The organism is Serratia sp. 2C06, from assembly GCF_050037615.1.
GTDB classification, from domain to species: Bacteria; Pseudomonadota; Gammaproteobacteria; order Enterobacterales; family Enterobacteriaceae; genus Serratia; species Serratia ureilytica.
Genome location: NZ_CP188299.1, coordinates 5,013,237 through 5,035,111 on the forward strand (window position 1 = coordinate 5,013,237; position 21,875 = coordinate 5,035,111).

A 21,875-nucleotide genomic window follows, 5' to 3' on the forward strand; every position below is an offset into this window, starting at 1 on the left:
CTACGCCGGACGCGGGATTACTCCCACTCGATCGTCGCCGGCGGCTTGCCGCTGATGTCGTACACCACGCGGGAGATGCCGTCCACTTCGTTGATGATGCGGTTGGACACGCGGCCGAGGAAGTCATACGGCAGATGCGCCCAGTGCGCGGTCATGAAGTCGATGGTTTCCACCGCACGCAGGGAGACCACCCAGTCGTATTTGCGGCCGTCGCCCATCACGCCGACCGAGCGCACCGGCAGGAACACGGTGAACGCCTGGCTGACTTTGTTGTACAGATCGGCTTTGTGCAGCTCTTCGATGAAGATGGCGTCGGCGCGGCGCAGCAGATCGCAGTACTCTTTCTTCACTTCGCCCAGCACGCGCACGCCCAGCCCCGGGCCCGGGAACGGGTGACGGTACAGCATGTCGTACGGCAGGCCCAGTTCCAGGCCAATTTTGCGCACTTCGTCTTTGAACAGCTCTTTCAGCGGCTCGACCAGGCCCAGCTTCATCTCTTTCGGCAGGCCGCCCACGTTGTGGTGCGACTTGATCACGTGCGCTTTGCCGGTGGCGGAAGCGGCGGATTCAATTACGTCCGGGTAGATGGTGCCCTGCGCCAGCCATTTCACCTGCTCTTGCTTGCAGGCTTCTTCGTCGAACACTTCAACGAACACGCGGCCGATGATTTTACGCTTGGCTTCCGGCTCGTCGACGCCCGCCAGCGCGGTCAGGAAGCGGTTTTCCGCCTCGACGTGCACGATGTTCAGGCCGAAGTGGTCGCCGAACATTTCCATCACCTGCTTGGCTTCGTTCAAGCGCAGCAGGCCGTTGTCGACGAACACGCAGGTCAGACGCTTGCCGATGGCGCGGTGCAGCAGCATCGCGGTCACGGAGGAGTCAACGCCGCCGGACAGGCCGAGGATCACGTGGTCTTCACCCACCTGCTCGCGGATGCGCTCAACCGCATCTTCGATGATGGTCGCCGGCGTCCACAGGGCCTCACACTGGCAGATGTCCAGTACGAAGCGCTCCAGCATGCGCTGGCCCTGACGGGTGTGGGTCACTTCCGGGTGGAACTGCACGCCGTAGAAGCGTTTTTCTTCGTTGGCCATAATGGCGAACGGGCAGGTATCGGTGCTGGCGACGGTCACGAAGTCGGACGGGATCGCGGTCACTTTGTCGCCGTGGCTCATCCACACGTCCAGCAGCGGTTTGCCGGCCGGGCTGATGGCGTCTTCGATGTCGCGCAGCAGCGCGCTCTCGTTGACGATTTCCACCTGCGCGTAGCCGAACTCGCGTTCGTTGGAGCCCTGCACATGGCCACCCAGCTGCATCGCCATGGTCTGCATGCCGTAGCACACGCCCAGCACCGGCACGCCGGCGTTGAACACGTAGTCAGGGGCGCGCGGGCTGCCGGCTTCGGTGGTGCTTTCCGGGCCGCCGGACAGGATGATGCCGCTTGGGTTGAATTCGCGGATCTGCTCTTCGCTAACGTCCCAGGCCCACAGTTCGCAGTAAACGCCGATTTCGCGCACGCGGCGGGCGACCAGTTGGGTGTATTGCGAACCGAAGTCCAGTATGAGGATGCGATGCTTATGGATATTTTGTGTCATGTGAGGCGAATTCCAGCAACAAGAGAAAAAGAGCGAAAATGTATGTTTTCGGGATGGGGCTTAGCGCCCCACCCCGGCCTCTCACTCAGGAGAGGTTAAGGCATCAGCCCATGCGGTAGTTCGGCGACTCTTTGGTGATGGTCACGTCGTGCACGTGGCTTTCCTGAATGCCGGCGCCGCTGATGCGCACGAACTCCGCCTTGGTGCGCAGATCGTCGATGGTGGCGCAGCCGGTCAGGCCCATGCAGGAGCGCAGGCCGCCCATCTGCTGGTGCACGATGGCTTTCAGCATGCCTTTATAGGCCACGCGGCCTTCGATACCTTCCGGCACCAGTTTGTCGGCGGCGTTATCGGTCTGGAAGTAACGGTCGGAAGAGCCTTTGGACATCGCGCCCAGCGAGCCCATGCCGCGGTAAGATTTGAACGAGCGCCCCTGATACAGCTCGATTTCGCCCGGAGATTCTTCGGTACCCGCCAGCATGGAGCCGACCATCACGCAAGAGGCGCCCGCGGCGATCGCTTTGGCGATATCGCCGGAGAAGCGGATGCCGCCGTCGGCGATAACCGGAATACCGGTGCCTTCCAGCGCTTCCACCGCGTCGGCGATGGCGGTGATCTGCGGTACGCCTACGCCGGTCACGATGCGGGTGGTACAGATGGAGCCAGGGCCGATACCCACTTTCACCGCGCTCACGCCGGCTTCAGCCAGCGCTTTGGCGCCCGCCGCGGTCGCGACGTTGCCGCCGACGATCTGCAGATCCGGGTATTTGGCGCGGGTTTCGCGGATGCGCTGCAACACGCCTTCGGAGTGGCCGTGCGAGGAGTCGATCAGCAGAACGTCAACGCCTGCCGCCACCAGCGCATCAACGCGCTCTTCGTTGCCGGCGCCGGCGCCGACCGCCGCGCCCACGCGCAGACGGCCGTGCTCGTCTTTACAGGCGTTCGGCTTACGTTCCGCTTTCTGGAAGTCTTTAACGGTGATCATGCCCAGCAGGTGGAAGCTGTCGTCCACCACCAGCGCTTTTTCTACGCGCTTTTCGTGCATCTTCTGCAGCACCACGTCGCGCGCTTCACCTTCTTTCACGGTGACCAGGCGATCTTTCGGCGTCATCACCGCAGTCACCGGCTGAGTCAGATCGGTCACGAAGCGCACGTCGCGGCCGGTAATGATGCCGACCAGCTCGTTGTCTTCGGTGACGACCGGATAACCGGCGAAGCCGTTGCGCGCGGTCAGCTCTTTCACTTCCTGCAGCGTGGTGGCCGGGGTAACGGTCTGCGGGTCGGTGACTACGCCGCTTTCATGTTTTTTCACGCGGCTGACTTCTTCAGCCTGGCGCTCGATGGACATGTTTTTGTGGATGAAGCCCAGGCCGCCTTCCTGCGCCAGCGCTATGGCCAGGCCGGATTCGGTAACGGTATCCATGGCTGCGGACAGCATAGGGATGTTCAGGCGGATGGTTTTGGTCAGTTGAGTGCCGAGCTCTGCGGTGTTAGGCAGAACCGTGGAGTGGGCTGGAACCAGGAGGACGTCGTCAAACGTCAGAGCTTCTTTAGCGATACGTAGCATGGGCAATATCTCACCAGGGTGGGCTGTGAAAAAGATAAAATATTGCCGCGGCATTATACAGAGCGGAATCGGTTGCCTCCAGCACTTTCTTACAAAAAGTCTTGATTACCTTTTTCAGCCATGTAGTATCGACCAATTAAGTGATTGTTTTGAAATTTGATCTGGGTCACATGTCGCTACCTGTTTCGCCTTCCATTTTTACCGTAAGCCGCCTGAATCAGACGGTTCGCCAACTGCTGGAAATGGAAATGGGGCAGATTTGGCTCTCCGCCGAGATCTCCAACCTCTCCCAGCCCGCCTCCGGCCACTGGTATTTCACCCTGAAAGACGACCGCGCCCAGGTGCGCTGCGCGATGTTCCGCAACAGCAATCGCCGCGTCACCTTCCGGCCGCAAAACGGCCAGCAGGTCTTGGTGCGCGCCAGCATCACGCTGTATGAACCGCGCGGCGACTACCAGCTGATCGCCGAGAGCATGCAGCCCGCCGGCGACGGCCTGCTGCAGCAACAGTTCGAGCAGTTGAAACAGCGCCTGAGCGCCGAAGGGCTGTTCGATCAGCAGTTCAAGCAGCCGCTGCCCGCCCCGGCCAAACGCGTCGGGGTGATCACCTCCGCCAGCGGCGCGGCGCTGCACGATATCCTGCAGGTATTGCAGCGGCGCGATCCGTCGCTGCCGATCGTCATCTACCCCACCTCGGTGCAGGGCGCGGAAGCGCCGATGCAGATCGTGCGCGCCATCGAGACCGCCAACCGCCGCGATGAATGCGACGTGCTGATCGTCGGCCGCGGCGGCGGTTCGCTGGAGGATCTGTGGAGCTTCAACGAAGAACGCGTGGCGCGGGCGATCTTCGCCAGCCGCATTCCGATCGTCAGCGCCGTCGGCCATGAAACCGACGTCACCATCGCCGACTTCGTCGCCGACCTGCGGGCGCCGACCCCTTCCGCCGCCGCCGAACTGGTGAGCCGCAATCAGCTCGAGCTGTTGCGCCAGCTGCAGTCGCAGCAGCAGCGGCTGGAGATGGCGATGGATTACTACCTGGCGCAGCGTCAGCAGCAGTTCACCCGAATTCATCACCGTTTACAGCAGCAGCATCCGCATCTGCGCCTGGCGCGCCAGCAGACGCTGCTGTTCAAGCTGCAGCGCCGAATGGAAGACGGCATGCAGCAGCAGCTGCGCCTGGCCGCCCGCCGCAGCGAACGCGTCCAGCAGCGGCTGGCGCAGGTGCAGCCGCAGGGCCGCATTCACCGCTACCAACAGCGCGTGCAGCAGCAGGAATACCGTCTGCAGCAGGCGATGGAGCGCCAGCTCAACGCCTACCGCCAGCGTTTCGGCGTGGCGTGCAGCCAGCTGGAGACCGTCAGCCCGCTGGCGACGCTGGCGCGCGGCTACAGCGTGACGCAAACTCCGCGCGGCGAGCTGCTGAAAACCACCAAGCAGGCGCAGGTCGGCGAGCTGCTGAAAACCCGCCTGCAGGATGGCTGGGTGGAAAGCGAGGTGAAAACCATCACCGTCGCCAAAAAGCCGCGCAAGAAGCGCGCGGCCGAGTAAGCCCTACTCCAGCGTAAAACGCTCGCCGGGTTCACCGTTCACCCACAGCGCGCGCGTTTCGCCTTCCGGCAGGCTGAGCGTCAGCGTGCGCCAGGCCGGGCGGAAATGCCCTTCCGTCGTGATATCCAGCATGATGCGCTGATGGTCGCAGCGCATTTCCCAGCGCAGCCACAGCGCCTCGCCCTGCCGCCAGCCGTCGCTTTCGCCGTCGTCCTCAAACAGCAGCCCGCCGCTCGCTCCGCCGCCCTTGAGCGGAAACAGCCGCAGCTCGCGCCGATCGTCGGCGGCCACGTCCACATGCGCCAACCGCTGCGACAGCGGCAGCGCCGCCCCGGCGCGCACCAGCAGCGGCAGACGCTCCAACGGCGCCGCCAGCGTCACCGTCTGGCCGCCGCCGAACCACTGGCCGCTGTAGAAGCAGTACCAGCCTTCGCCGTTATCCGGCAGATACACCGAACGGCGACGTTGCCCCGGCTCCACCACGCTGGCCACCAGCAGATCGCGGCCAATCAGAAAATCGTCGTTTTCGCCAAAGGTGCGCGCATCCTGTTCGTGATCGAGAAAAGTCGGGCGCAGCATCGGCTCGTCGTCGGCGCAGGCCTGCCACAGCAGCGTGTAGAAATACGGCAGCAGCCGGTAACGCAGGTTGATCGCCTCGCGCACCGCCGGGGTGGCGGCCGGGTACATCCAGGGTTCGTTGACCGTGGCGTCGTCATTCCAGGAGTGGATGGTGAAACGCGGGTGCATCACGCCGTTTTGTACCCAGCGCACCAGCAGCTCCGCGTCCGGTTTGTCACCGGAGAAGCCACCGACGTCGTGGCCGAGGTTATACAACCCGGACAGGCTCATGCCCAACCCCATGCGAATGTTGTAGCGCAGCGTCTGCCAGCTGGTGCGATTATCGCCGCTCCAGGTCTGCACGTAGCGCTGCATGCCGGCGCAGCCGGAGCGCGAGATCAGGTACGGCCGCCGCTGCGGCGCAAAGCGCAACTGGGCCTCCATCGAGGCGCGCATCATCAGCAGCGGCATCACCGGGCGGAGATGTTTGATGGCGATCGGCCGTCCAAAGCCGTGGCAGCGCGCTTCGCCGTCCCACACTTCGTACTCGTTGTTGTCGTTCCAGGTCGAATCGATGCCCATCTCCAGCAGCTGCTGTGTGACGCCCTGCTGCCACCATCGCACCGTCGCCGGATTGGTGAAGTCGAGGTGCGATCCTTCGTCGTCCCAGAAGCTGGAGCGTTCCGGCGCGTCGCTTTGCGAATCGCGGATAAACAGCCCCTGCGCCGCCACCTCTTGATACTGCGGATGATCCTGCAGCAGGCACGGCTTGATGTTGGCCGCCAGCTTGAGGCCGGCGTCGTGAAACGCCTGGCTGAGCAGCCTGGGCTGCGGCACCTTGTCATAGTTCCAGTTAAACACGTAGCGTTTGTTGTTGATCGAGGTGTAGCCCGACGACAGCTGGAAAGAGTCGCAGGGGATGGCATGTTGACGGCACAGCGCAATGAACTGTTGCAGCTGCTGCTGGGCGTCCGGCGCGTCGGTGTAGTGCATGGTCGAACCGCTGTAGCCCAGGCTCCACTTCGGCCCGAAGTGGGTGCGGCCGGTCAGGCGCACGAACGCCTTGGTGACATCCAAAACCTTCGGCCCGAGGAACAGGTAGTAATCCAGATCGCCCGCTTCGGCCTGATAGCGGCGGTAGGCCGTATGGTAGTTGTCGATCTCGTTGCCCAGATCCAGCCAGCAGCTGCTCAGGTTGTCGTAGAACAGGCCGAAGCTCGCCTCCGGCCCGCGGGTGATGGTAAACGGAATGTGCTTGTACAGCGGATCGGTGCTGGCGGCGTTGTAGCCCATCGCGTCCAGGTTGCGCATCTCGAAGCGGCGGCCGGTGCGTTCCAGATCGCCGGCCTTCTCCCCCAGGCCGTAATAGCGCTCATCGGCGAAACGCCGCTGGTAATGCGCCACGCCGTCGCCGTGCGCGTTGAGCAGGTAGGCGCTGGTCGGCCGATCCGCCGCCAGCGGCCGCCACTCGCCGGCGGCATTGCAATACTCCCACGCCAGCCACAGCGGCTGATGCACCGTCACGCGCAGCAGCGGCGTGCTGACCACCAGCCGATCGCCCTCCCGGCGCAGCTGATAGCCCGGCAGGCTGAAACCAGCGACGCTGAGCCGATCTCGCCCCTCCCAGGGCACATCCTCCTGCGGCGCAATGCTCCAGGTGCGATCCAGCGCCAGCTCGCCCTCACGTTTGATCAACACGCGGAACAGACCGTCTTCCAGCACGTACAGGCAGAAACGGTGGCGTTCATCGACCAGCAGCTCGACGTGGTCGGCATGCTGCGCCGCCAGCGTCCAATTTTTCAACGTTTTCATACATATTCCACTTAGCTGTGTGAAGGGGTTTTCTTACCGCCGCGCTCGGCGATCAGGGCGATCAGGAACAGGGCGCCGATCAAATCGAAGAAGCCCATCGCGATAAACAGCGGGTTGAAACCGAGGGTGTCGGATACCGCGCCGATCAGGAGCGTGAACAGGAAGCTGGCGATCCAGGCGCTGGAGCCGCGCATGCCGTTGACCGTCGCCATTTGGTTTTTATCGAACGATTCCACCACCAGGGCGCTGAGCATGCAGGAGATCACCTGATGGCCAAATCCGCCGATCGAGATCAACGCGATCGCCACATAGGGATCTTGGGTGATCGCCACGAACGCCAGCGACACCATCAGGAAAGCGCCGGTCACCGAGCTGGCGACCACCGAGTTGACGCGGCTGCAGCCGAACCATTTGCGGTATAGCGTGGTGAGATAGCCGCTGGCGACGCTGCCGATATCCGCCGCCAGGAACGGCAGCCAGGCGAACATCGCGATCTGCTTCAGATCCATGCCGCGTTCGGTGGCCAGGTACAGCGGCACCCAGAAACTGAAGACCGCCCAGGCCGGCTCGGCGAGAAAGGCCGGGATGGCGATGCCATAGAATTTCTTGTTCTTGCACAGGCTGGCCAGCGAAGTGAAGAACGGCAGCTTCGGCAGCACCGGCTCGTTGTCTTCACGGATCAGATCCAGCTCTTGTTGGCTGAGGTTCGGGTGCTGCTGGGGCGAGTGGTAGAACAGCCACCACAGCACTACCCAGATCAGTGCCAGCCCGCCCGAGAACAGGAACGCGCCCTGCCAGCCGAAGGAGACGTGGGCGATGACGATGATCGGCGGCGCCAGCATGGCGCCGATGGAGAAACCGACGCCCGCCCAGCCGGCGGCGATCGGACGCTCCTTCTTCGGGAACCAGTCGGAGATCGCCTTGGCGTTGGCCGGGGTGGCCGCCGCCTCCGCGCCCCCCATGAAGAAGCGCAAAATGGCCAGTTGCAGCCAGCTGCCGGCGCCGGCGTGCAGCATGCACACCACCGCCCAAATGCCCGCGCAGATCAGAAAGCCCATCTTCAGGCCGATGACGTCGATCAGCCAGCCGCAGATCGGCTGAAATACCGTATAGGCCAACTGGAACGACGCCACCACCCAGGCATATTGCTCGGTGCTCATGTTCAGGCTGGTTTTCAGTTCCGGCGCCAGAATGCCCAGCGAGTTGCGGGTAATGTAGTTGACCGTGACGCCCAACAAGAACAGCGCCAGCATCCACCAGCGTAGCGATTTGAACTTGCGCCGGCCGCTCTGCGCGACCGTCTGATTGATCTCCACACTCATCGGTTCTCTCCCCGCGGCCGCCCGTGACAACGACGCGCGCATTGGTAGGGTACATTGCGCTATCAAAAGGGGACGGTGAACACAGGCCAACGCCCGCATAACGGACCGGCAGTCCATCACAACCCCATGATTTATTTTTTGTTTTCTTCTTTGCACACCGTTAAAATTGGACTGACAAGTCGTTAAAATTGGTGTACCAATGCAGACTACTCAGCGATCACGCACAGCGAAACGGGGTTTTTTGCAAAGATTTTCACAGGCGGGTGAAAAAATAGTCATAATGGCCGCAGGATCCAGTCAAAGTGCTGAAAAGCCGCAGTGAAAATATTCTCATGGACGAATTTGAAGGAGATCACAAAATGAACGGAAAGCTGAAAATCCAGGAGATCGCCCGCCAAACCGGGCTGTCGATCAGCACCGTTTCCCGCGTGCTGGCGGGCAAGGCCAACACCAGCGCCGAAGCGCGCCGCAAGGTGCTGGAATGCGCGCAGCAAAACGGCATTCTACAGGGCATTTCCAGCGGCCGACTGATGTTGAACAATGTGATGGTGTTCGCGCCGCAGCGCGCGTTCGACGTGCGCACCGATATCTTCTACTACAAGGTCATTCAGGGCATCGCCGCCGCACTGATGCAGCACGAGGTGCGCATCCGTTACTGCGGCCTGGAAGAGCAGCACAGCGACGGCGCGCTGTTTCTGGAAAAAATGAGCGATCCGCACACCGAAGCGGCGCTGATCATCGGCATCGACGACGAACACATCCATACCCTGGCGGCCGATCTGCCCAAGCCCTGCGTGCTGATCAACTGCACCGATCGGCAGATGCGGCTGGACAGCGTCTCGCCGGATCATCAGCTGATCGGCGACTATTCCGCCAGCTATCTGTTCCAGCAGGGGCACAGCCATATTCTCAACCTGCAGTGTCTGCGCCGCCACACCATGGAGCTGCGGCTGGCGGGCATCCGGCAGGCCTACGCGCGGCATCATCTGCCGTTCGACGACGGCCGCCATCTGGTGACCACTTCCGGCTTCGGCAGCGAAAAGGCCGAACAGGCGCTGAGCACCTACCTGAACCGCGCCCCGCTGCCGACGGCGATCCTGGCCGGCGGCGACTACATGGCGGTCGGGGCGGTCAAGGCGCTCAACAAGCTGGGGCTGAGCGTACCGGGCGACGTATCGGTGATGAGCACCGATGGCTTCAACCTGGCGGAAATACACGACGTGCCGCTGACCTCGGTACAGGTGCCGCGCGATGAGCTGGGCTACGAGGCGATCCAGCTGCTGCAGCGGCGCATGCTGCGCGCCGACGCACCGCCGTGCAACCTGCTGCTGCATGGCCGGTTGGCGGTACGCGCCTCGGTGCGGCGCATCAGTCCCCACAAGACCACCCCGGCGGTGAGCACGCATAACCACAGGCTTTATGACGAGTAGACTACACTTAGGCTCAGTGCATTCATTCGATGAGGTAAATTTTTTGCCTAAGGAGAGCCACTATGCCAGCCCAGCGCATGCGTTCCGTCATTCCTCCCTACATGCTGCGCCGCATTATTGAACACGGTAACGCCCCGCAGCGCGACTGCGCGCTGCACACCCTGAACCACGTGCAAAGCCTGCTCGGCAACAAGCCGCTGCGTTCACCGACCGAGAAAAACGCCCGAGCCGGCGAAGCGCTCCGCGATATCTACGACGCCCAGAACGGCACCCAACTGCCCGGCAAACAGGTGCGCAAGGAGGGGCAGCCCAGCAACCACGACGTGGCGGTGGACGAGGCCTACGACTATCTCGGCGTCACCTACGATTTCTTCTGGCAGGCCTACCGGCGCAATTCGCTGGATAATAAAGGGCTGCCGCTGGTCGGCAGCGTGCACTACGGCAAGGAGTACCAGAACGCTTTCTGGAACGGCCAGCAGATGGTGTTCGGAGACGGCGACGGCGAGATCTTCAACCGTTTCACCATCGCCATCGACGTGGTCGGCCATGAGCTGACGCACGGCGTGACCGAGAGCGAAGCCGGGCTGATCTACTACCAGCAGTCCGGCGCGCTCAACGAATCGCTGTCTGACGTGTTCGGTTCGTTGGTCAAGCAATTCCACCTGCAGCAAACCGCCGATAAAGCCGACTGGCTGATCGGCGCCGGTCTGCTCGCCAAGGGCATCAAAGGCAAAGGGCTGCGCTCGATGTCAGCGCCCGGCACCGCCTACGACGACCCGCTGCTGGGCAAAGACCCGCAGCCCGCCAGCATGAAGGATTACATCCAGACCAAGGAAGACAACGGCGGCGTGCACCTCAACTCCGGCATTCCCAACCGCGCGTTCTACCTGGCGGCAACCGCGCTGGGCGGCTTCGCCTGGGAAAAAGCCGGCTACGTCTGGTATGACACGGTGTGCGACAAAGCGCTGCCGCAAAACGCCGACTTCGCCACCTTCGCCCGCGCCACGGTGAAACACGCGCAGGCGCGTTTCGATCAAAGCGTGGCGGACAAGGTGCAGCAGGCTTGGCATCAGGTGGGGGTGGAGTAATGAAACCGCTGCCGACGCTCAATCAGGATACGGTCATTGAGCTGGCGCGCGAGGGAGGCTTCGCCTACATTCCCAAACTGGCGGGCCAGCGCCGCATTGCGCTGGCCGATATCACGCCGGAGCAACGGCAGCGCCTGAATCAGTTGCTGAATCAGACGCTGCCGTACGCCCAGGAAGAGGGCCAACCCAACTCCCCCGGCTGCGGCGACCAGCGCTACTATCGCGTACAGATCAACTACACCAGCCCCACCCTGAGCACCGAGATCGTGCTGTTAATCCCGGAAAGCAGCGCGCCGCAGGCGCTGGTGGATCTGTGGAAAACCGGCCAGGTGGATGAGTGAGGGCTTACAGCGGCTGATAGCTGAAATTCACCCGTTTTTTGGAGATCAGCCCGTGCCCGTTCTGGCACAGGTAATCCACCGCCCCGCAGGCCTTCAACTCTTGCAGCGGCTGCCCGCACTCCGGGCAGCTCGCCAGCTGCCGATAATCGCGCTGACAGGCGGCACAATGGTAGTGACCCGCTACCCAATTCATGGTCTGACGACAGTGCGGACAATGCGCATCCATAACGGCTCCCAGGTTAAATCGCGCCCCATGAGCGCAAGAAATAGATCCCCAACGCGGTGGTGAAGAACGACCCGACGGTGGTGATAGCGATAATGTTGGCCGCCAGCGTGGCGTTGCCGCCCATGGCGCGCGTCATCACATAGCTGCCCGAAGCGGTCGGCGTAGCGGAAAACAGGAAGATGATGCCCAACGCCGCCCCCTGAAACCCGCACAGCCAGCCGGCCAGCGTCATCAGGAACGGCACCAGAAACAGCTTGGCCGCCGACGACAGCGCCGCCACGTTGGACGAGCGGAACATGGCGCGGAAATCCAGGCTGGCGCCGGTGCACAGCAGCGCCAACGGCAGCGACAGCGCGGAGATATAGCTGCCGGTTTGGCGGATCACGGTCGGGATACCCAGCCCGGTTTGCGCATACAGCAGCCCGCACACCAGGCCGATGATCAGCGGATTGGTGACAATGCTGCGCAGCAGCGACAGGTGGCTGATTTTCTTGCCCTGCCCGCCCTGCAGGCTGCGCGCGAGGGTGATGACCGACAGTATGTTGAACAGGATCACGGTCACCGTCAGGTACAGCGAGGCGAGCGCAATGCCTTCGCTGCCGTAGGCGGTCATGGCGTAGGCCAGACCGACGATGGCGGTGTTGGCGCGAAACCCGCCCTGCACGAACACCCCGCGCTCACGCGGTTCTTTCACCACCCACCTGGCCGCCAGCTCCAGCAGCAGGAAGGTCGCCAGCGTGCCGACCGCGCCGAACAGCACCAGCGGCAGATTGCCGAGCAGCTGCGGATGGTTGGTAGCGATGCTGAAAAACAGCAGGCACGGCAGCGCCAGATTGAACACCAGGCGGGTCGCGCCGTCGACGAAGCGGTCATCCATCAGGCGCCAATGGCGCAACAGGATCCCCAGCAGCATCATCAGCAGATTCGGCACGGTGACGTCGAACGCAAAACTCCAGGTTTCCCAGGACATGGTGTTCCTTCAGACAGGCGAGGTAATCTTCAGATAATAAAACGATTTCGGGCCAATAAAAAAGGGGCGCGGCATCACTGCCGCGCCCCTCATGAGCGATTACTTGCTCTTTTTCAGGTGGCTCATCAGGCGTTTGCGCTTACGCATCTGGGTCGGCGTCAGCAGGTTGCGTTTGCCGGCGAACGGGTTGTCGCCCTCTTTGAACTGGATGCGGATCGGCGTCCCCATCACGTTCAGCGAGCGACGGAAGTAGTTCATCAGGTAGCGCTTGTACGAATCGGCCAGATCGCTGACCTGGTTGCCGTGGATCACCACGATCGGCGGGTTGTAACCGCCGGCGTGGGCGTATTTCAGCTTCACGCGGCGGCCGCGCACCAACGGCGGCTGGTGATCGTCAACCGCCATCTGCATGATTTTGGTCAGCATCGAGGTGTTTACGCGACGGGTTGCGCACTCGTAGGCTTCCTGTACCGATTCGAACAGGTTGCCGACGCCGCTGCCGTGCAAGGCGGAAATAAAGTGCACGCGCGCGAAGTCGACGAAGCCCAGACGCAGATCGAGCATCTCTTTCACGTGCTCGCGATCTTCTTCGCTCATGCCGTCCCACTTGTTGACCGCAATCACCAGTGAGCGCCCACTATTGAGGATAAAGCCGAGCAGCGAGAGGTCCTGATCGGAGATGCCTTCACGCGCGTCAATCACCAGCAGCACCACGTTGGCGTCTTCAATCGCCTGCAGGGTCTTGATCACCGAGAATTTCTCGACGGTTTCGGTCACCTTGCCGCGTTTGCGCACCCCGGCGGTGTCGATCAGCACGTATTCGCGTTCGTCACGCACCATCGGAATGTAGATGCTGTCGCGGGTAGTGCCCGGCATGTCGTACACCACCACGCGCTCCTCGCCGAGGATACGGTTAGTGAGCGTAGACTTACCTACGTTCGGGCGGCCGACGATCGCCAGTTTGATCGGCAGATCCTGCGGATTGAACGCTTCTTCCGGCTCTTCGTCTTCTTCGCCTTCCAGCGTTTCGCCGTTTTGCTCGGCCCAGTAAGCGGCGTTGGCCTCTTCCTCGGTCAGCTCGACGTCTTCCGGTTTTTCCGGCACGAACGGCACCAGCACGTGTTCAATCAGCTGGGTCACGCCGCGGCCGTGAGAAGCGGCGATAGCGAACACTTCACCCAGACCGAGCGAGTAGAAATCGGCGGTGGCGGTGTCCGGATCCAGACCGTCGGTCTTGTTGGCCACCAGGAAGGTCGCCTTCTGGCGGCTGCGCAGGTGCTGGGCGATGCCCTGATCCGCCGGCATCAGGCCGGCGCGGGCGTCGACCATGAACAGCACGATGTCCGCTTCTTCGATCGCCAGCAGCGACTGACCGGCCATGCGCGTTTCGACGCCGTCTTCGGTGCCGTCGATGCCGCCGGTATCGACGATGATAAATTCATTGCCTTCGATTTCAGCACGACCATACTTGCGGTCACGCGTCAGCCCCGGGAAATCCGCCACCAGCGCATCGCGCGTATGGGTTAAACGGTTGAACAAGGTGGATTTACCCACATTCGGGCGCCCGACCAGCGCGACGACAGGTATCATTGTTGAAGCCTCATTACTTAATAATCAATGCGTTACTGCACTGTGGATAGACACCAGCGGTGCAGCTTATAAAATACGAAACGGCCCCTGAACATTCAGGAGCCGTTTTCCCCTTCATCTTTCGCGCCACAGCGGCGTTGTCTGCGCACCTTCGCCTCGGTCACTTAGCTCACTAAGCTCCCGAGGACTCATGCGCTTGCCGCCTGGCTGCAACCCGAAATCATTCGGGTGCAAGAAGGGTTACGACGAGCGGCGTTAGCGGGTGAAAGCGTAAACTTTCCCGCCGCGAGCCTGGATGACCAGCTTGTCGCCGGCCACCATCGGCGCAGACAGGAAGCCGGAGCTGTCCACTTCCTGCTGGGCGACAAAACGGCCATCGGTGGTGTTGACCCAGTGCAGATAGCCTTCGGCGTCACCGGTCACCAGATAACCATTATACATCACCGGCGGCGTCAGGTTGCGGTGCAGCAGATCGCTTTGCGTCCACACGGTCACGCCGCCTTCGGTGCTGAGCGCCACCACGCGATCGTTCTGGTCGATCAGGTAGATGCGGCCCGCGTCGACGATGAAATCATTCACCGAACCCAGCTCGCGTTTCCAGATGATCTGACCGGAACGCAGATCCAGCGCCGTCAGGTTGCCGTTGTAACCCAGCGCGTAGACCACGCCGTCAACGATCACCGGCGTGGTGTCCACGTCGTTCAGGCGATCGATTTCGGTCGCGCCGCTCGGCTGAGAAATGCGCTGTTGCCAGATCAGCTGGCCCTGCTGCATCAGCACGGCGCTGACGCGGCCGTTGTCACCGCCGACGATGGCGGCGCCAAAGGCGACGGCCGGCGCGGATTCACCGCGCAGCGACAGCGAAGGCATGTCCAGGTTAACCGTCCACTTCACCGCACCGTCGGCTTCGTTCAGCGCCTGCAGCATGCCGTTGGAAGTATGCACCAACACCATGCCGTCGCTGACAACCGGACGGGAGATCGCTTCGCCGGCCACTTTGGTCTGCCAGGCGATGGCGCCGTCGGCGGTGTTCAATGCGTAAACCACCGCTTTTTCGCTGCCGACGTAAACCTTGTCACCCGCAACCGTCAGGCCGCCCGACAGCAGCGCAGACAGGTTGCTGGAGAAGAAGCCGGTCTTCTCGGAAAGATTGACCTTCCACTTCTCGTTGCCGCTGTCGGCATCCATCGCTTTCACGATGCCGAAGCGATCGGCGGCGTAAATGGTGCTGTCCTGATAGGCCGGACGCAGGTGGGAGTAATACTCACCGATACCGTCGCCCACCGAGGTGCTCCACGCCTTGTTCGGCGTAAACTGATTTTCAACTTTCGGCAACGGCGACATGGTAACCACGTCTTCTTCGCTGTTAAACAGCGAGCAACCACTCAGCAAGGCAGCGGAAACCAGTCCGACCAAGAGTGTTTTACGCAATTGCATGGGAATTCCCCTTAGCTGGACAAGTTATTCAATTTCATGCGCAGCAGAACCTGCAGCGCTTGAGAAGCGTTGGACTCAATGCCTTTGCTGTAAGCTTCGCGCGCGCCCTTGGCGTCGCCCTTCGCCAGCAGCACATCGCCGCGCACATCCTGCATCATCGCCGCCCAGCCTTCGCCTTTCACGCCATCCAGCGTTTTCAGCGCTTCATCCAGCTTTTTCTCCTGCAGCTGGACGCGCGCCAGACGCAGGTCGATCATCGCCAACAGGTTGTCGTCTTTGGTCTGGCCCTGCGCCAGCGCCAATTGTTGTTCCGCCTTGGCGAAATCATTCTGTTCGACAAAGTGCTTGGCCAATTGCAGCGCGGCCAGTACGCCGTAGCTGTTGCCGTTGGCCTGGACAAATTTCTCTGCGGCAGCCACGTCATCCGGCTTGCCGGCCGCCAGACGATCGCTGGCTTCCTGATAGGATTGCGATGCCGCCATCATGTTGGAGTTTTCATGGCTCTGCCAGTAACGCCAGCCAACCAGGGCACCAATTCCGAGCACCACGCCCACCGCCAGCGCTTTGCCGTTCTCGGCAAAGAACCGACGCAGTGCGTCGACTTGTTCGTTTTCAGTGGTATAGACTTCCACGGTGTCCTTCTCCTTAACCTAACATCAAAGCCAGACGCGCAGCGACTTCGCTTTGCGCCAGCGTTTCTTGTTCACCACTGCGCAGGTCTTTCACCACCACCTGCTGCGCCGCCACTTCGCTCTCGCCCAGGATCAGCGCGATGCGCGCGCCCCATTTGTCCGCACGGGTGATCTGCTTCTTGAAGTTGCCGCCGCCGTAGTTGGTCATCAGCTTCAGCTGCGGCGCCGCGTCGCGCACCTGTTCAGCCAGCCGCATCGCCGCGCTCTGGGTGCCCGCGCCGGAAGAGATGACGTAGACGTCGATAGCCGACGGCGCCTTGAATTCCGGGTTGACCGCCTGCACCAGCAGCACCAGACGCTCCAGGCCCATGGCGAAACCGACCGCCGGGGTGGCGCGGCCGCCCAACTGCTCGACCAGACCGTCGTAACGGCCGCCCGCGCAGACGGTGCCCTGCGCGCCCAGGCTGGTGGTCACCCACTCAAACACGGTGCGGTTGTAGTAATCCAGACCGCGCACCAGGCGCTCGTTAACGGTATATGGGATACCTGCCTGCGCCAAAAGTTCACACAGACCGGCGAAGTGAGCACGGGATTCTTCATCCAGGTACTCGGACAGGCGCGGCGCGTCGTTCAGCAGCGCCTGCACCTCAGGATTCTTGGAGTCCAGCACGCGCAGCGGGTTGCTGTACATGCGGCGTTTGCAGTCTTCGTCCAGCACCTCGACGTGCTGCTCCAGGAACGCCACCAGCGCATCGCGGTAGTTGGCGCGCGCCTCCAGCGAACCGATGGAGTTCAGCTCCAGCTTGACGTGCTCGGCGATGCCCAGCGCTTTCCACCAGCGGGCGGTCAGCAGGATCAGCTCGGCGTCGATATCCGGGCCTTGCAGGCCGAACACTTCCGCGCCCAGCTGATGGAACTGGCGATAGCGGCCCTTTTGCGGGCGCTCGTAGCGGAACATCGGGCCGATGTACCACAGACGCTGTTCCTGATTGTACAGCAGACCATGTTCGATGCCGGCGCGCACGCAGCCGGCCGTCCCTTCCGGACGCAGCGTCAGGCTTTCGCCGTTGCGGTCTTCGAAGGTATACATCTCTTTTTCCACGACGTCGGTCACTTCGCCGATCGCGCGTTTGAATAACGGGGTCTGCTCTACAATCGGCAACCGGATTTCGCTGTAACCGTAGCCGCCCAGCACCTGCTTGAGGGTGCCTTCAATACGCTGCCATAATGCCGTTTCTTCCGGCAGGTAGTCGTTCATGCCGCGGATGGCTTGAATGTTCTTTGCCACGTGAGTTCTCTGTCCGTTGTCTGTAAAAATGAACCTGATTATAGGGACTTTGCCGCCCGGTATTCAACGCGGATGCGGTTTTCCGCCCTTCAGGTGCATAAACAAGCGGGCCAACAGGCCCGCCGTGTAGCGATAACGCTTATTTTTCCAGCAGATTGACCGTGATACGGTTGCTTTCGTCCATCATCGCGGCCTTGGCGCGAATCTTCGCTTCCAGCTGGTCGATCATCTGTTCGTTGTCGAAACGCTCTTTCTGGCGCACGCCGTCTTCGTAGAAGCCGCTCTTCTTGTGGCCGCCGGTCACGCCCATGGTGGACACCAGCGCTTCGCCCGGGCCGTTCACCACGCAACCGATGATCGAGACGTCCATCGGCGTGATGATGTCTTCCAGGCGCTGCTCCAGCGCGTTCACCGTGCCGATCACGTCGAACTCCTGACGCGAACAGGTCGGGCAGGCGATGAAGTTGATGCCGCGCGCGCGGATGCGCAGCGACTTCAGAATGTCGAAACCGACCTTCACCTCTTCGACCGGATCCGCCGCCAGCGAGATGCGCAGGGTATCGCCGATGCCTTCAGACAGCAGCATGCCCAGGCCGATGGCCGATTTGACCGACCCGCTGCGCGCGCCGCCAGCTTCAGTGATGCCCAGATGCAGCGGCTGATCAATGCGCGACGCCAGCAGACGGTAGGATTGCACCGCCAGGAACACGTCCGATGCCTTGACGCTGACCTTGAACTGGTCGAAGTTGAGGCGATCGAGGATATCCACGTGGCGCATGGCGGATTCCAGCAGCGCTTCCGGCGTAGGTTCGCCGTACTTTTCCTGCAGATCTTTCTCCAGCGAACCGCCGTTGACGCCGATGCGAATCGGGATGTTCTTGTCGCGGGCGCAGTCCACCACCGAGCGAATGCGCGATTCGTTGCCGATGTTGCCCGGGTTGATGCGCAGGCAGTCCACGCCGTATTCGGCAACCTGCAGCGCGATGCGATAATCGAAGTGGATATCGGCGACCAGCGGCACGTTGACCTGCTGCTTGATCAGCTTGAACGCCTCGGCGGCGTCCATGGTAGGAACCGAAACGCGGACGATGTCGACGCCCACGCGCTCCAGCGCTTTAATCTGATTAACCGTTGCTTCAACATCGGTGGTACGGGTGTTGGTCATCGACTGCACGGCAATCGGCGCGCCATCACCAATAGGCACCTTGCCGACGTAAATGCGTGTAGATTTTCGACGGTTGATGGGCGCTTGGTTATGCATTACTTACTCTCCATTGCTGCTCTGACATCACGACCGGGGCCGCGCGATTACTGCGCGGCGACGGTCAGGCGAGCAACACGGTTTGACTTAACGAACCGGCTCAAATCAACCGGTTTACCCTGATACTGGATCTGTACTGCCGCCGGCGCGCCGATGGTCAGTTTGTACGGCGCAGTGCCGGTCAGGTTCAGCTTGCCGCCCTGCTTCTGGGTGCCGCTGAACAGCGTTTTACCGCTCGCGTCGGTCACCTGCAGCCAGCAGTCGGCGGAGAAATCCATCACCAGCGCGTTCGGATCGGCCGCCGGCGCAGCCACGCCCGCATCGGCGGTCGGCAGCGGCGATTGCGCCGCCGGCGCGGTTTCCGGCAGGGTGGTCTGGCTTGGCGACACCACGGCAGGCTGTTGCTGAGCCGCGCCCGGCGTCTGGGCGGTCGCCGCCGGCGCCTGAGCCGCTGCGCCGGTATCGGCCGGCGCGGCGCTGTTGTCGGTCAACGGCACGTTGGTGCCGGCGTCGGCGTTGCCGTCCGTCAGCGGCACGGACTGCCCTTCGTTATTCTGTGAAAGCTGCGCGGAGGATTGATCGGCCATGGTGGCGATCTCTTCCTGCTGCGCCTTGTGGTTTTGCCACCACCAGGCGCCGGTCAGGCCAATCACCACGAACACGATAAGCCAGGTGAAGCTCATCAGCCAGCCGTCGCGTTTCTTGCGGCGCTTGCCCAGCGAGAAGCTTTGCATCGGCGCCACTTTCGCCATCTTCAACGGCGCCTGCTTGGCCAGCATCGGCAGCAGTTCGTCTTCCGGCAAATGCACCAGCTTGGCGTAGGAACGGATGTAGCCGCGCACGAAGGTGGACGCGAGGTCAGCGGACACGCTGTCTTCCTCGATATCGCGCACGGTGGACATTTTGAGACACAGGCGTTCTGCAACGGCCTGTTGGCTCAGCCCGAGTTGCTCACGGGCCTGACGCAGGCGCTGGCCCGTCGTCATGGATACGGTTTTATCTTGGGAGGCTTCAGTATTCATTAGCTAAGAACTGCTGGTACTGTTTGGATTGTGGAAAACTTCGCGCTAACTGCTTGCCATAGCGTTGAACGCTATCCTGACGGCCGGCTAACGCGGCGAAACGAATCTGTAACCATAAGCTGCTGGCGCTAGCCGGCAGAACATGCTGATAAACATCCAATAAAAGTTGCGACTGGGCGCGCTTCCCTTCTCCAAATTGCTTTTCGGCCTCCGCCAACAGCGGAGCGCCTTTGTCCGGATCGACTTTCAGCGCGCGGCTCAACAGCGTGCGCGCTTCATCGTTTTGTCCGGCCTTGAGAAAACAGTAACCTGCGTTTTCCAGGCTGTCAGCGACCTGACCATAATCGGGCGCCAGCGCCGCAGCGCTAAACTGCTGTTGCGCCGGTACATACTGCCCTAAACTGCAAAGAAACGCACCGTAATTATTCAGTACGGTGCCATTGCCCGGCGCAAGTTTGAGCGCTTGCCGATAACGCTGTTCGGCCGCGGCGTTTTCACCGATCCGCTGCGCGTAGAGCGCCATGCCCAACTGCGTGCGGTAATCCTGCGGGGCCGCGTCCAGCGCCTTTTCCAGGTTCTGGCGCGCGGCGTCCATGTCACCTTGCTGCAGGTACTCCAGCCCCAGCTGCAACCGCGTCTGGCCCGCCTCAGCGACCTGTGCTTCCTTTTCCGGCGATGAGCCGGAACACCCGGCCAACAACCCGACCGCCAGCCACACACACCACAGTTTCAGCTTCATGCCCGCATTCATTTCCTTATCGGCCGTCAGCTAACGCCCATTAGCGTCAACATCTCGCATAACAGGCTGTTAGATAACAAAAAAGGTGCTATAGGATTCAGACCGCCCGTACGCTGATAGGTTCCCCGGCCATTTTCTTTTTCAGGGTACGCTTGGTACGGTCGATCACTTCACCCGCCAGTTGCCCGCAGGCGGCGTCGATATCGTCACCGCGGGTTTTACGAACAATAGTCGTAAAGCCGTATTCCATCAACACCTTGGAGAAACGATCCACCCGGCTGTTGGAGCTGCGGCCGTAAGGGGCGCCCGGGAACGGGTTCCATGGGATCAGGTTGATCTTGCACGGCGTGTCTTTCAGCACTTCCGCCAACTGATGCGCATCGTCGGTGCTGTCGTTGATATGATCCAGCATCACGTACTCGACGGTGACGCGCCCCTGGTTGGCGTTGGATTTCTCCAGGTAGCGACGCACCGCGGACAGGAAGGTCTCGATGTTGTACTTGCGGTTGATCGGCACGATCTCATCGCGGATGGTGTCGTTAGGCGCGTGCAGCGAAATGGCCAGCGCCACGTCGATCATGTCGCCCAGCTTGTCCAGCGCCGGCACCACGCCGGAGGTAGACAGGGTCACGCGGCGTTTGGACAGGCCAAAGCCGAAGTCGTCCAGCATGATTTCCATCGCCGGCACCACGTTATTCAGGTTGAGCAGCGGTTCGCCCATGCCCATCATCACCACGTTGGTGATCGGGCGTTGGCCGGTCACCTTCAGTGCGCCGATGATTTTCGCCGCGCGCCACACCTGGCCGATGATTTCCGACACGCGCAGGTTGCGGTTGAAGCCCTGCTGCGCCGTCGAACAGAATTTGCACTCCAGCGCGCAACCCACCTGCGAGGAGACGCACAGCGTCGCGCGGTCGGCTTCCGGGATGTACACGGTTTCGACCTGCTGATCGCCCACCTTGATCGCCCACTTGATGGTGCCGTCGGCCGAGCGCTGTTCTTCCGCCACTTCCGGCGCGCGGATTTCCGCCACGCGCTGCAGCTTGCCGCGCAGGACTTTGTTGATGTCGGTCATCTGCTCGAAATCGTCGCAGCAGTAGTGATAAATCCACTTCATCACCTGATCGGCGCGGAACGGTTTCTCGCCCATTTCGGCGAAGAACTCGCGCATTTGCTGGCGGTTCAGATCCAGCAGGTTGATTTTGGCCGCAGCCGGTTGCTCCACGTTAACGGAGGGGGTAGTCAGCGAATTATTTTCAGACACGGTGTGCTCGGACGTGATGGGTTCTAACATAATGATCTCTGGCCTCGTTATTACACGTTATGGCGCTAAAGAATGGAAAGTAAGTTGTGCATTTCAGCCCGCGAGATTCGGGTGGCGGCACTAAAAACACGCCCCTGACAAGTCGTCTTATCAGGGGCGCGGCATTGTACAAATTTTAGTAGCGGG

18 protein-coding genes are annotated in these 21,875 nt (G+C 61.6%); 4 read left to right on the forward strand and 14 right to left on the reverse strand.

The annotated features are described in order from the left end of the window. Window positions 1-17: 17 nt before the first annotated feature. Together guaA and guaB are read right to left on the reverse strand one after the other, a co-directional pair. Window positions 18-1,595 carry a glutamine-hydrolyzing GMP synthase gene (gene guaA / locus ACP3TA_RS24460; RefSeq protein WP_021504498.1) on the reverse strand — a complete coding sequence of 526 codons (1,578 nt, stop codon included), beginning with the start codon at window positions 1,593-1,595 and terminating at the stop codon, window positions 18-20. Between the two features lie 103 nt (window positions 1,596-1,698). Then, window positions 1,699-3,162 carry an IMP dehydrogenase gene (guaB, locus tag ACP3TA_RS24465; protein WP_004941460.1) on the reverse strand — a complete coding sequence of 488 codons (1,464 nt, stop codon included), beginning with the start codon at window positions 3,160-3,162 and terminating at the stop codon, window positions 1,699-1,701. A gap of 170 nt (window positions 3,163-3,332) precedes the next feature. On the opposite strand from guaB, the gene xseA reads away from it, so the two are divergent. Continuing rightward, window positions 3,333-4,709 carry an exodeoxyribonuclease VII large subunit gene (gene xseA / locus ACP3TA_RS24470; protein WP_197823044.1) on the forward strand — a complete coding sequence of 459 codons (1,377 nt, stop codon included), beginning with the start codon at window positions 3,333-3,335 and terminating at the stop codon, window positions 4,707-4,709. A 3-nt stretch (window positions 4,710-4,712) separates the two neighbouring features. Here the strand turns inward: xseA and ACP3TA_RS24475 are convergent, their stop codons facing one another. Beyond that, window positions 4,713-7,079 (reverse strand): TIM-barrel domain-containing protein, encoded by a 2,367-nt coding sequence (locus ACP3TA_RS24475; protein ID WP_060660353.1) that lies wholly within the window; start codon window positions 7,077-7,079, stop codon window positions 4,713-4,715. Between the two features lie 11 nt (window positions 7,080-7,090). Further along, window positions 7,091-8,401, reverse strand: a complete 1,311-nt coding sequence (locus tag ACP3TA_RS24480) for an MFS transporter (RefSeq protein WP_033651564.1) — start codon at window positions 8,399-8,401, stop codon at window positions 7,091-7,093. 359 nt (window positions 8,402-8,760) lie between these two features. Between ACP3TA_RS24480 and ACP3TA_RS24485 the strand changes: the two genes are divergently transcribed. The 3 genes from ACP3TA_RS24485 (at window position 8,761) to ACP3TA_RS24495 (ending at window position 11,260) form a co-directional block, all read left to right on the forward strand. Further along, window positions 8,761-9,831 carry a LacI family DNA-binding transcriptional regulator gene (locus ACP3TA_RS24485; protein WP_426784469.1) on the forward strand — a complete coding sequence of 357 codons (1,071 nt, stop codon included), beginning with the start codon at window positions 8,761-8,763 and terminating at the stop codon, window positions 9,829-9,831. Between the two features lie 62 nt (window positions 9,832-9,893). Further along, on the forward strand, window positions 9,894-10,919 hold the full coding sequence (locus ACP3TA_RS24490) for a M4 family metallopeptidase (protein ID WP_046687648.1): 1,026 nt from the start codon (window positions 9,894-9,896) through the stop codon (window positions 10,917-10,919). Continuing rightward, window positions 10,919-11,260 (forward strand): protealysin inhibitor emfourin, encoded by a 342-nt coding sequence (locus ACP3TA_RS24495; RefSeq protein ID WP_016929750.1) that lies wholly within the window; start codon window positions 10,919-10,921, stop codon window positions 11,258-11,260. Before ACP3TA_RS24490 ends, ACP3TA_RS24495 begins: the two co-directional genes overlap by 1 nt. A gap of 4 nt (window positions 11,261-11,264) precedes the next feature. On the opposite strand, the gene ACP3TA_RS24500 is transcribed toward ACP3TA_RS24495, so the two are convergent. The 10 genes from ACP3TA_RS24500 to ACP3TA_RS24545 all read right to left on the reverse strand — a co-directional run bounded on the left by ACP3TA_RS24500 (window position 11,265) and on the right by ACP3TA_RS24545 (window position 21,719). Beyond that, window positions 11,265-11,486, reverse strand: coding sequence for a zinc ribbon domain-containing protein (locus tag ACP3TA_RS24500; RefSeq protein ID WP_004941446.1), 222 nt, complete (start codon window positions 11,484-11,486; stop codon window positions 11,265-11,267). 13 nt (window positions 11,487-11,499) lie between these two features. Next, window positions 11,500-12,456, reverse strand: a complete 957-nt coding sequence (locus ACP3TA_RS24505; protein WP_169539708.1) for an AEC family transporter — start codon at window positions 12,454-12,456, stop codon at window positions 11,500-11,502. 99 nt (window positions 12,457-12,555) lie between these two features. After that, window positions 12,556-14,046, reverse strand: coding sequence for a ribosome biogenesis GTPase Der (der, locus tag ACP3TA_RS24510; RefSeq protein WP_004941442.1), 1,491 nt, complete (start codon window positions 14,044-14,046; stop codon window positions 12,556-12,558). A gap of 255 nt (window positions 14,047-14,301) precedes the next feature. Continuing rightward, window positions 14,302-15,483, reverse strand: a complete 1,182-nt coding sequence (bamB, locus tag ACP3TA_RS24515; RefSeq protein ID WP_046687651.1) for an outer membrane protein assembly factor BamB — start codon at window positions 15,481-15,483, stop codon at window positions 14,302-14,304. Window positions 15,484-15,494: 11 nt separating this feature from the next. Beyond that, complete coding sequence (locus ACP3TA_RS24520; protein WP_033635592.1) at window positions 15,495-16,115, reverse strand: YfgM family protein; 621 nt, start codon at window positions 16,113-16,115, stop codon at window positions 15,495-15,497. A 13-nt stretch (window positions 16,116-16,128) separates the two neighbouring features. Continuing rightward, the gene (gene hisS / locus ACP3TA_RS24525; protein WP_049299977.1) at window positions 16,129-17,403 is read right to left on the reverse strand and encodes a histidine--tRNA ligase; all 1,275 of its coding nucleotides are present in this window, start codon (window positions 17,401-17,403) and stop codon (window positions 16,129-16,131) included. 139 nt (window positions 17,404-17,542) lie between these two features. Further along, window positions 17,543-18,664 (reverse strand): flavodoxin-dependent (E)-4-hydroxy-3-methylbut-2-enyl-diphosphate synthase, encoded by a 1,122-nt coding sequence (ispG, locus tag ACP3TA_RS24530; protein WP_016929756.1) that lies wholly within the window; start codon window positions 18,662-18,664, stop codon window positions 17,543-17,545. Between the two features lie 47 nt (window positions 18,665-18,711). After that, complete coding sequence (rodZ, locus tag ACP3TA_RS24535; RefSeq protein ID WP_033644090.1) at window positions 18,712-19,686, reverse strand: cytoskeleton protein RodZ; 975 nt, start codon at window positions 19,684-19,686, stop codon at window positions 18,712-18,714. Beyond that, on the reverse strand, window positions 19,676-20,425 hold the full coding sequence (gene pilW, locus ACP3TA_RS24540; RefSeq protein WP_122016741.1) for a type IV pilus biogenesis/stability protein PilW: 750 nt from the start codon (window positions 20,423-20,425) through the stop codon (window positions 19,676-19,678). Before pilW ends, rodZ begins: the two co-directional genes overlap by 11 nt. A 97-nt stretch (window positions 20,426-20,522) precedes the next feature. Beyond that, a complete protein-coding gene (locus ACP3TA_RS24545; RefSeq protein WP_142075904.1) occupies window positions 20,523-21,719 on the reverse strand; it encodes a bifunctional tRNA (adenosine(37)-C2)-methyltransferase TrmG/ribosomal RNA large subunit methyltransferase RlmN in 1,197 nt (398 codons plus the stop codon). Between the last annotated feature and the right edge of the window lie 156 nt (window positions 21,720-21,875).

What these genes read in the sequence shown, in the direction of transcription:
- guaA (WP_021504498.1), bottom strand. Translation starts at nt 1,595, where the DNA reads ATGACACAAAATATCCATAAGCATCGCATCCTCATACTGGACTTCGGT.
- guaB (WP_004941460.1), bottom strand. Translation starts at nt 3,162, where the DNA reads ATGCTACGTATCGCTAAAGAAGCTCTGACGTTTGACGACGTCCTCCTG.
- xseA (WP_197823044.1), top strand. Translation starts at nt 3,333, where the DNA reads ATGTCGCTACCTGTTTCGCCTTCCATTTTTACCGTAAGCCGCCTGAAT.
- ACP3TA_RS24475 (WP_060660353.1), bottom strand. Translation starts at nt 7,079, where the DNA reads ATGAAAACGTTGAAAAATTGGACGCTGGCGGCGCAGCATGCCGACCAC.
- ACP3TA_RS24480 (WP_033651564.1), bottom strand. Translation starts at nt 8,401, where the DNA reads ATGAGTGTGGAGATCAATCAGACGGTCGCGCAGAGCGGCCGGCGCAAG.
- ACP3TA_RS24485 (WP_426784469.1), top strand. Translation starts at nt 8,761, where the DNA reads ATGAACGGAAAGCTGAAAATCCAGGAGATCGCCCGCCAAACCGGGCTG.
- ACP3TA_RS24490 (WP_046687648.1), top strand. Translation starts at nt 9,894, where the DNA reads ATGCCAGCCCAGCGCATGCGTTCCGTCATTCCTCCCTACATGCTGCGC.
- ACP3TA_RS24495 (WP_016929750.1), top strand. Translation starts at nt 10,919, where the DNA reads ATGAAACCGCTGCCGACGCTCAATCAGGATACGGTCATTGAGCTGGCG.
- ACP3TA_RS24500 (WP_004941446.1), bottom strand. Translation starts at nt 11,486, where the DNA reads ATGGATGCGCATTGTCCGCACTGTCGTCAGACCATGAATTGGGTAGCG.
- ACP3TA_RS24505 (WP_169539708.1), bottom strand. Translation starts at nt 12,456, where the DNA reads ATGTCCTGGGAAACCTGGAGTTTTGCGTTCGACGTCACCGTGCCGAAT.
- der (WP_004941442.1), bottom strand. Translation starts at nt 14,046, where the DNA reads ATGATACCTGTCGTCGCGCTGGTCGGGCGCCCGAATGTGGGTAAATCC.
- bamB (WP_046687651.1), bottom strand. Translation starts at nt 15,483, where the DNA reads ATGCAATTGCGTAAAACACTCTTGGTCGGACTGGTTTCCGCTGCCTTG.
- ispG (WP_016929756.1), bottom strand. Translation starts at nt 18,664, where the DNA reads ATGCATAACCAAGCGCCCATCAACCGTCGAAAATCTACACGCATTTAC.
- rodZ (WP_033644090.1), bottom strand. Translation starts at nt 19,686, where the DNA reads ATGAATACTGAAGCCTCCCAAGATAAAACCGTATCCATGACGACGGGC.
- pilW (WP_122016741.1), bottom strand. Translation starts at nt 20,425, where the DNA reads ATGAAGCTGAAACTGTGGTGTGTGTGGCTGGCGGTCGGGTTGTTGGCC.
- ACP3TA_RS24545 (WP_142075904.1), bottom strand. Translation starts at nt 21,719, where the DNA reads ATGTTAGAACCCATCACGTCCGAGCACACCGTGTCTGAAAATAATTCG.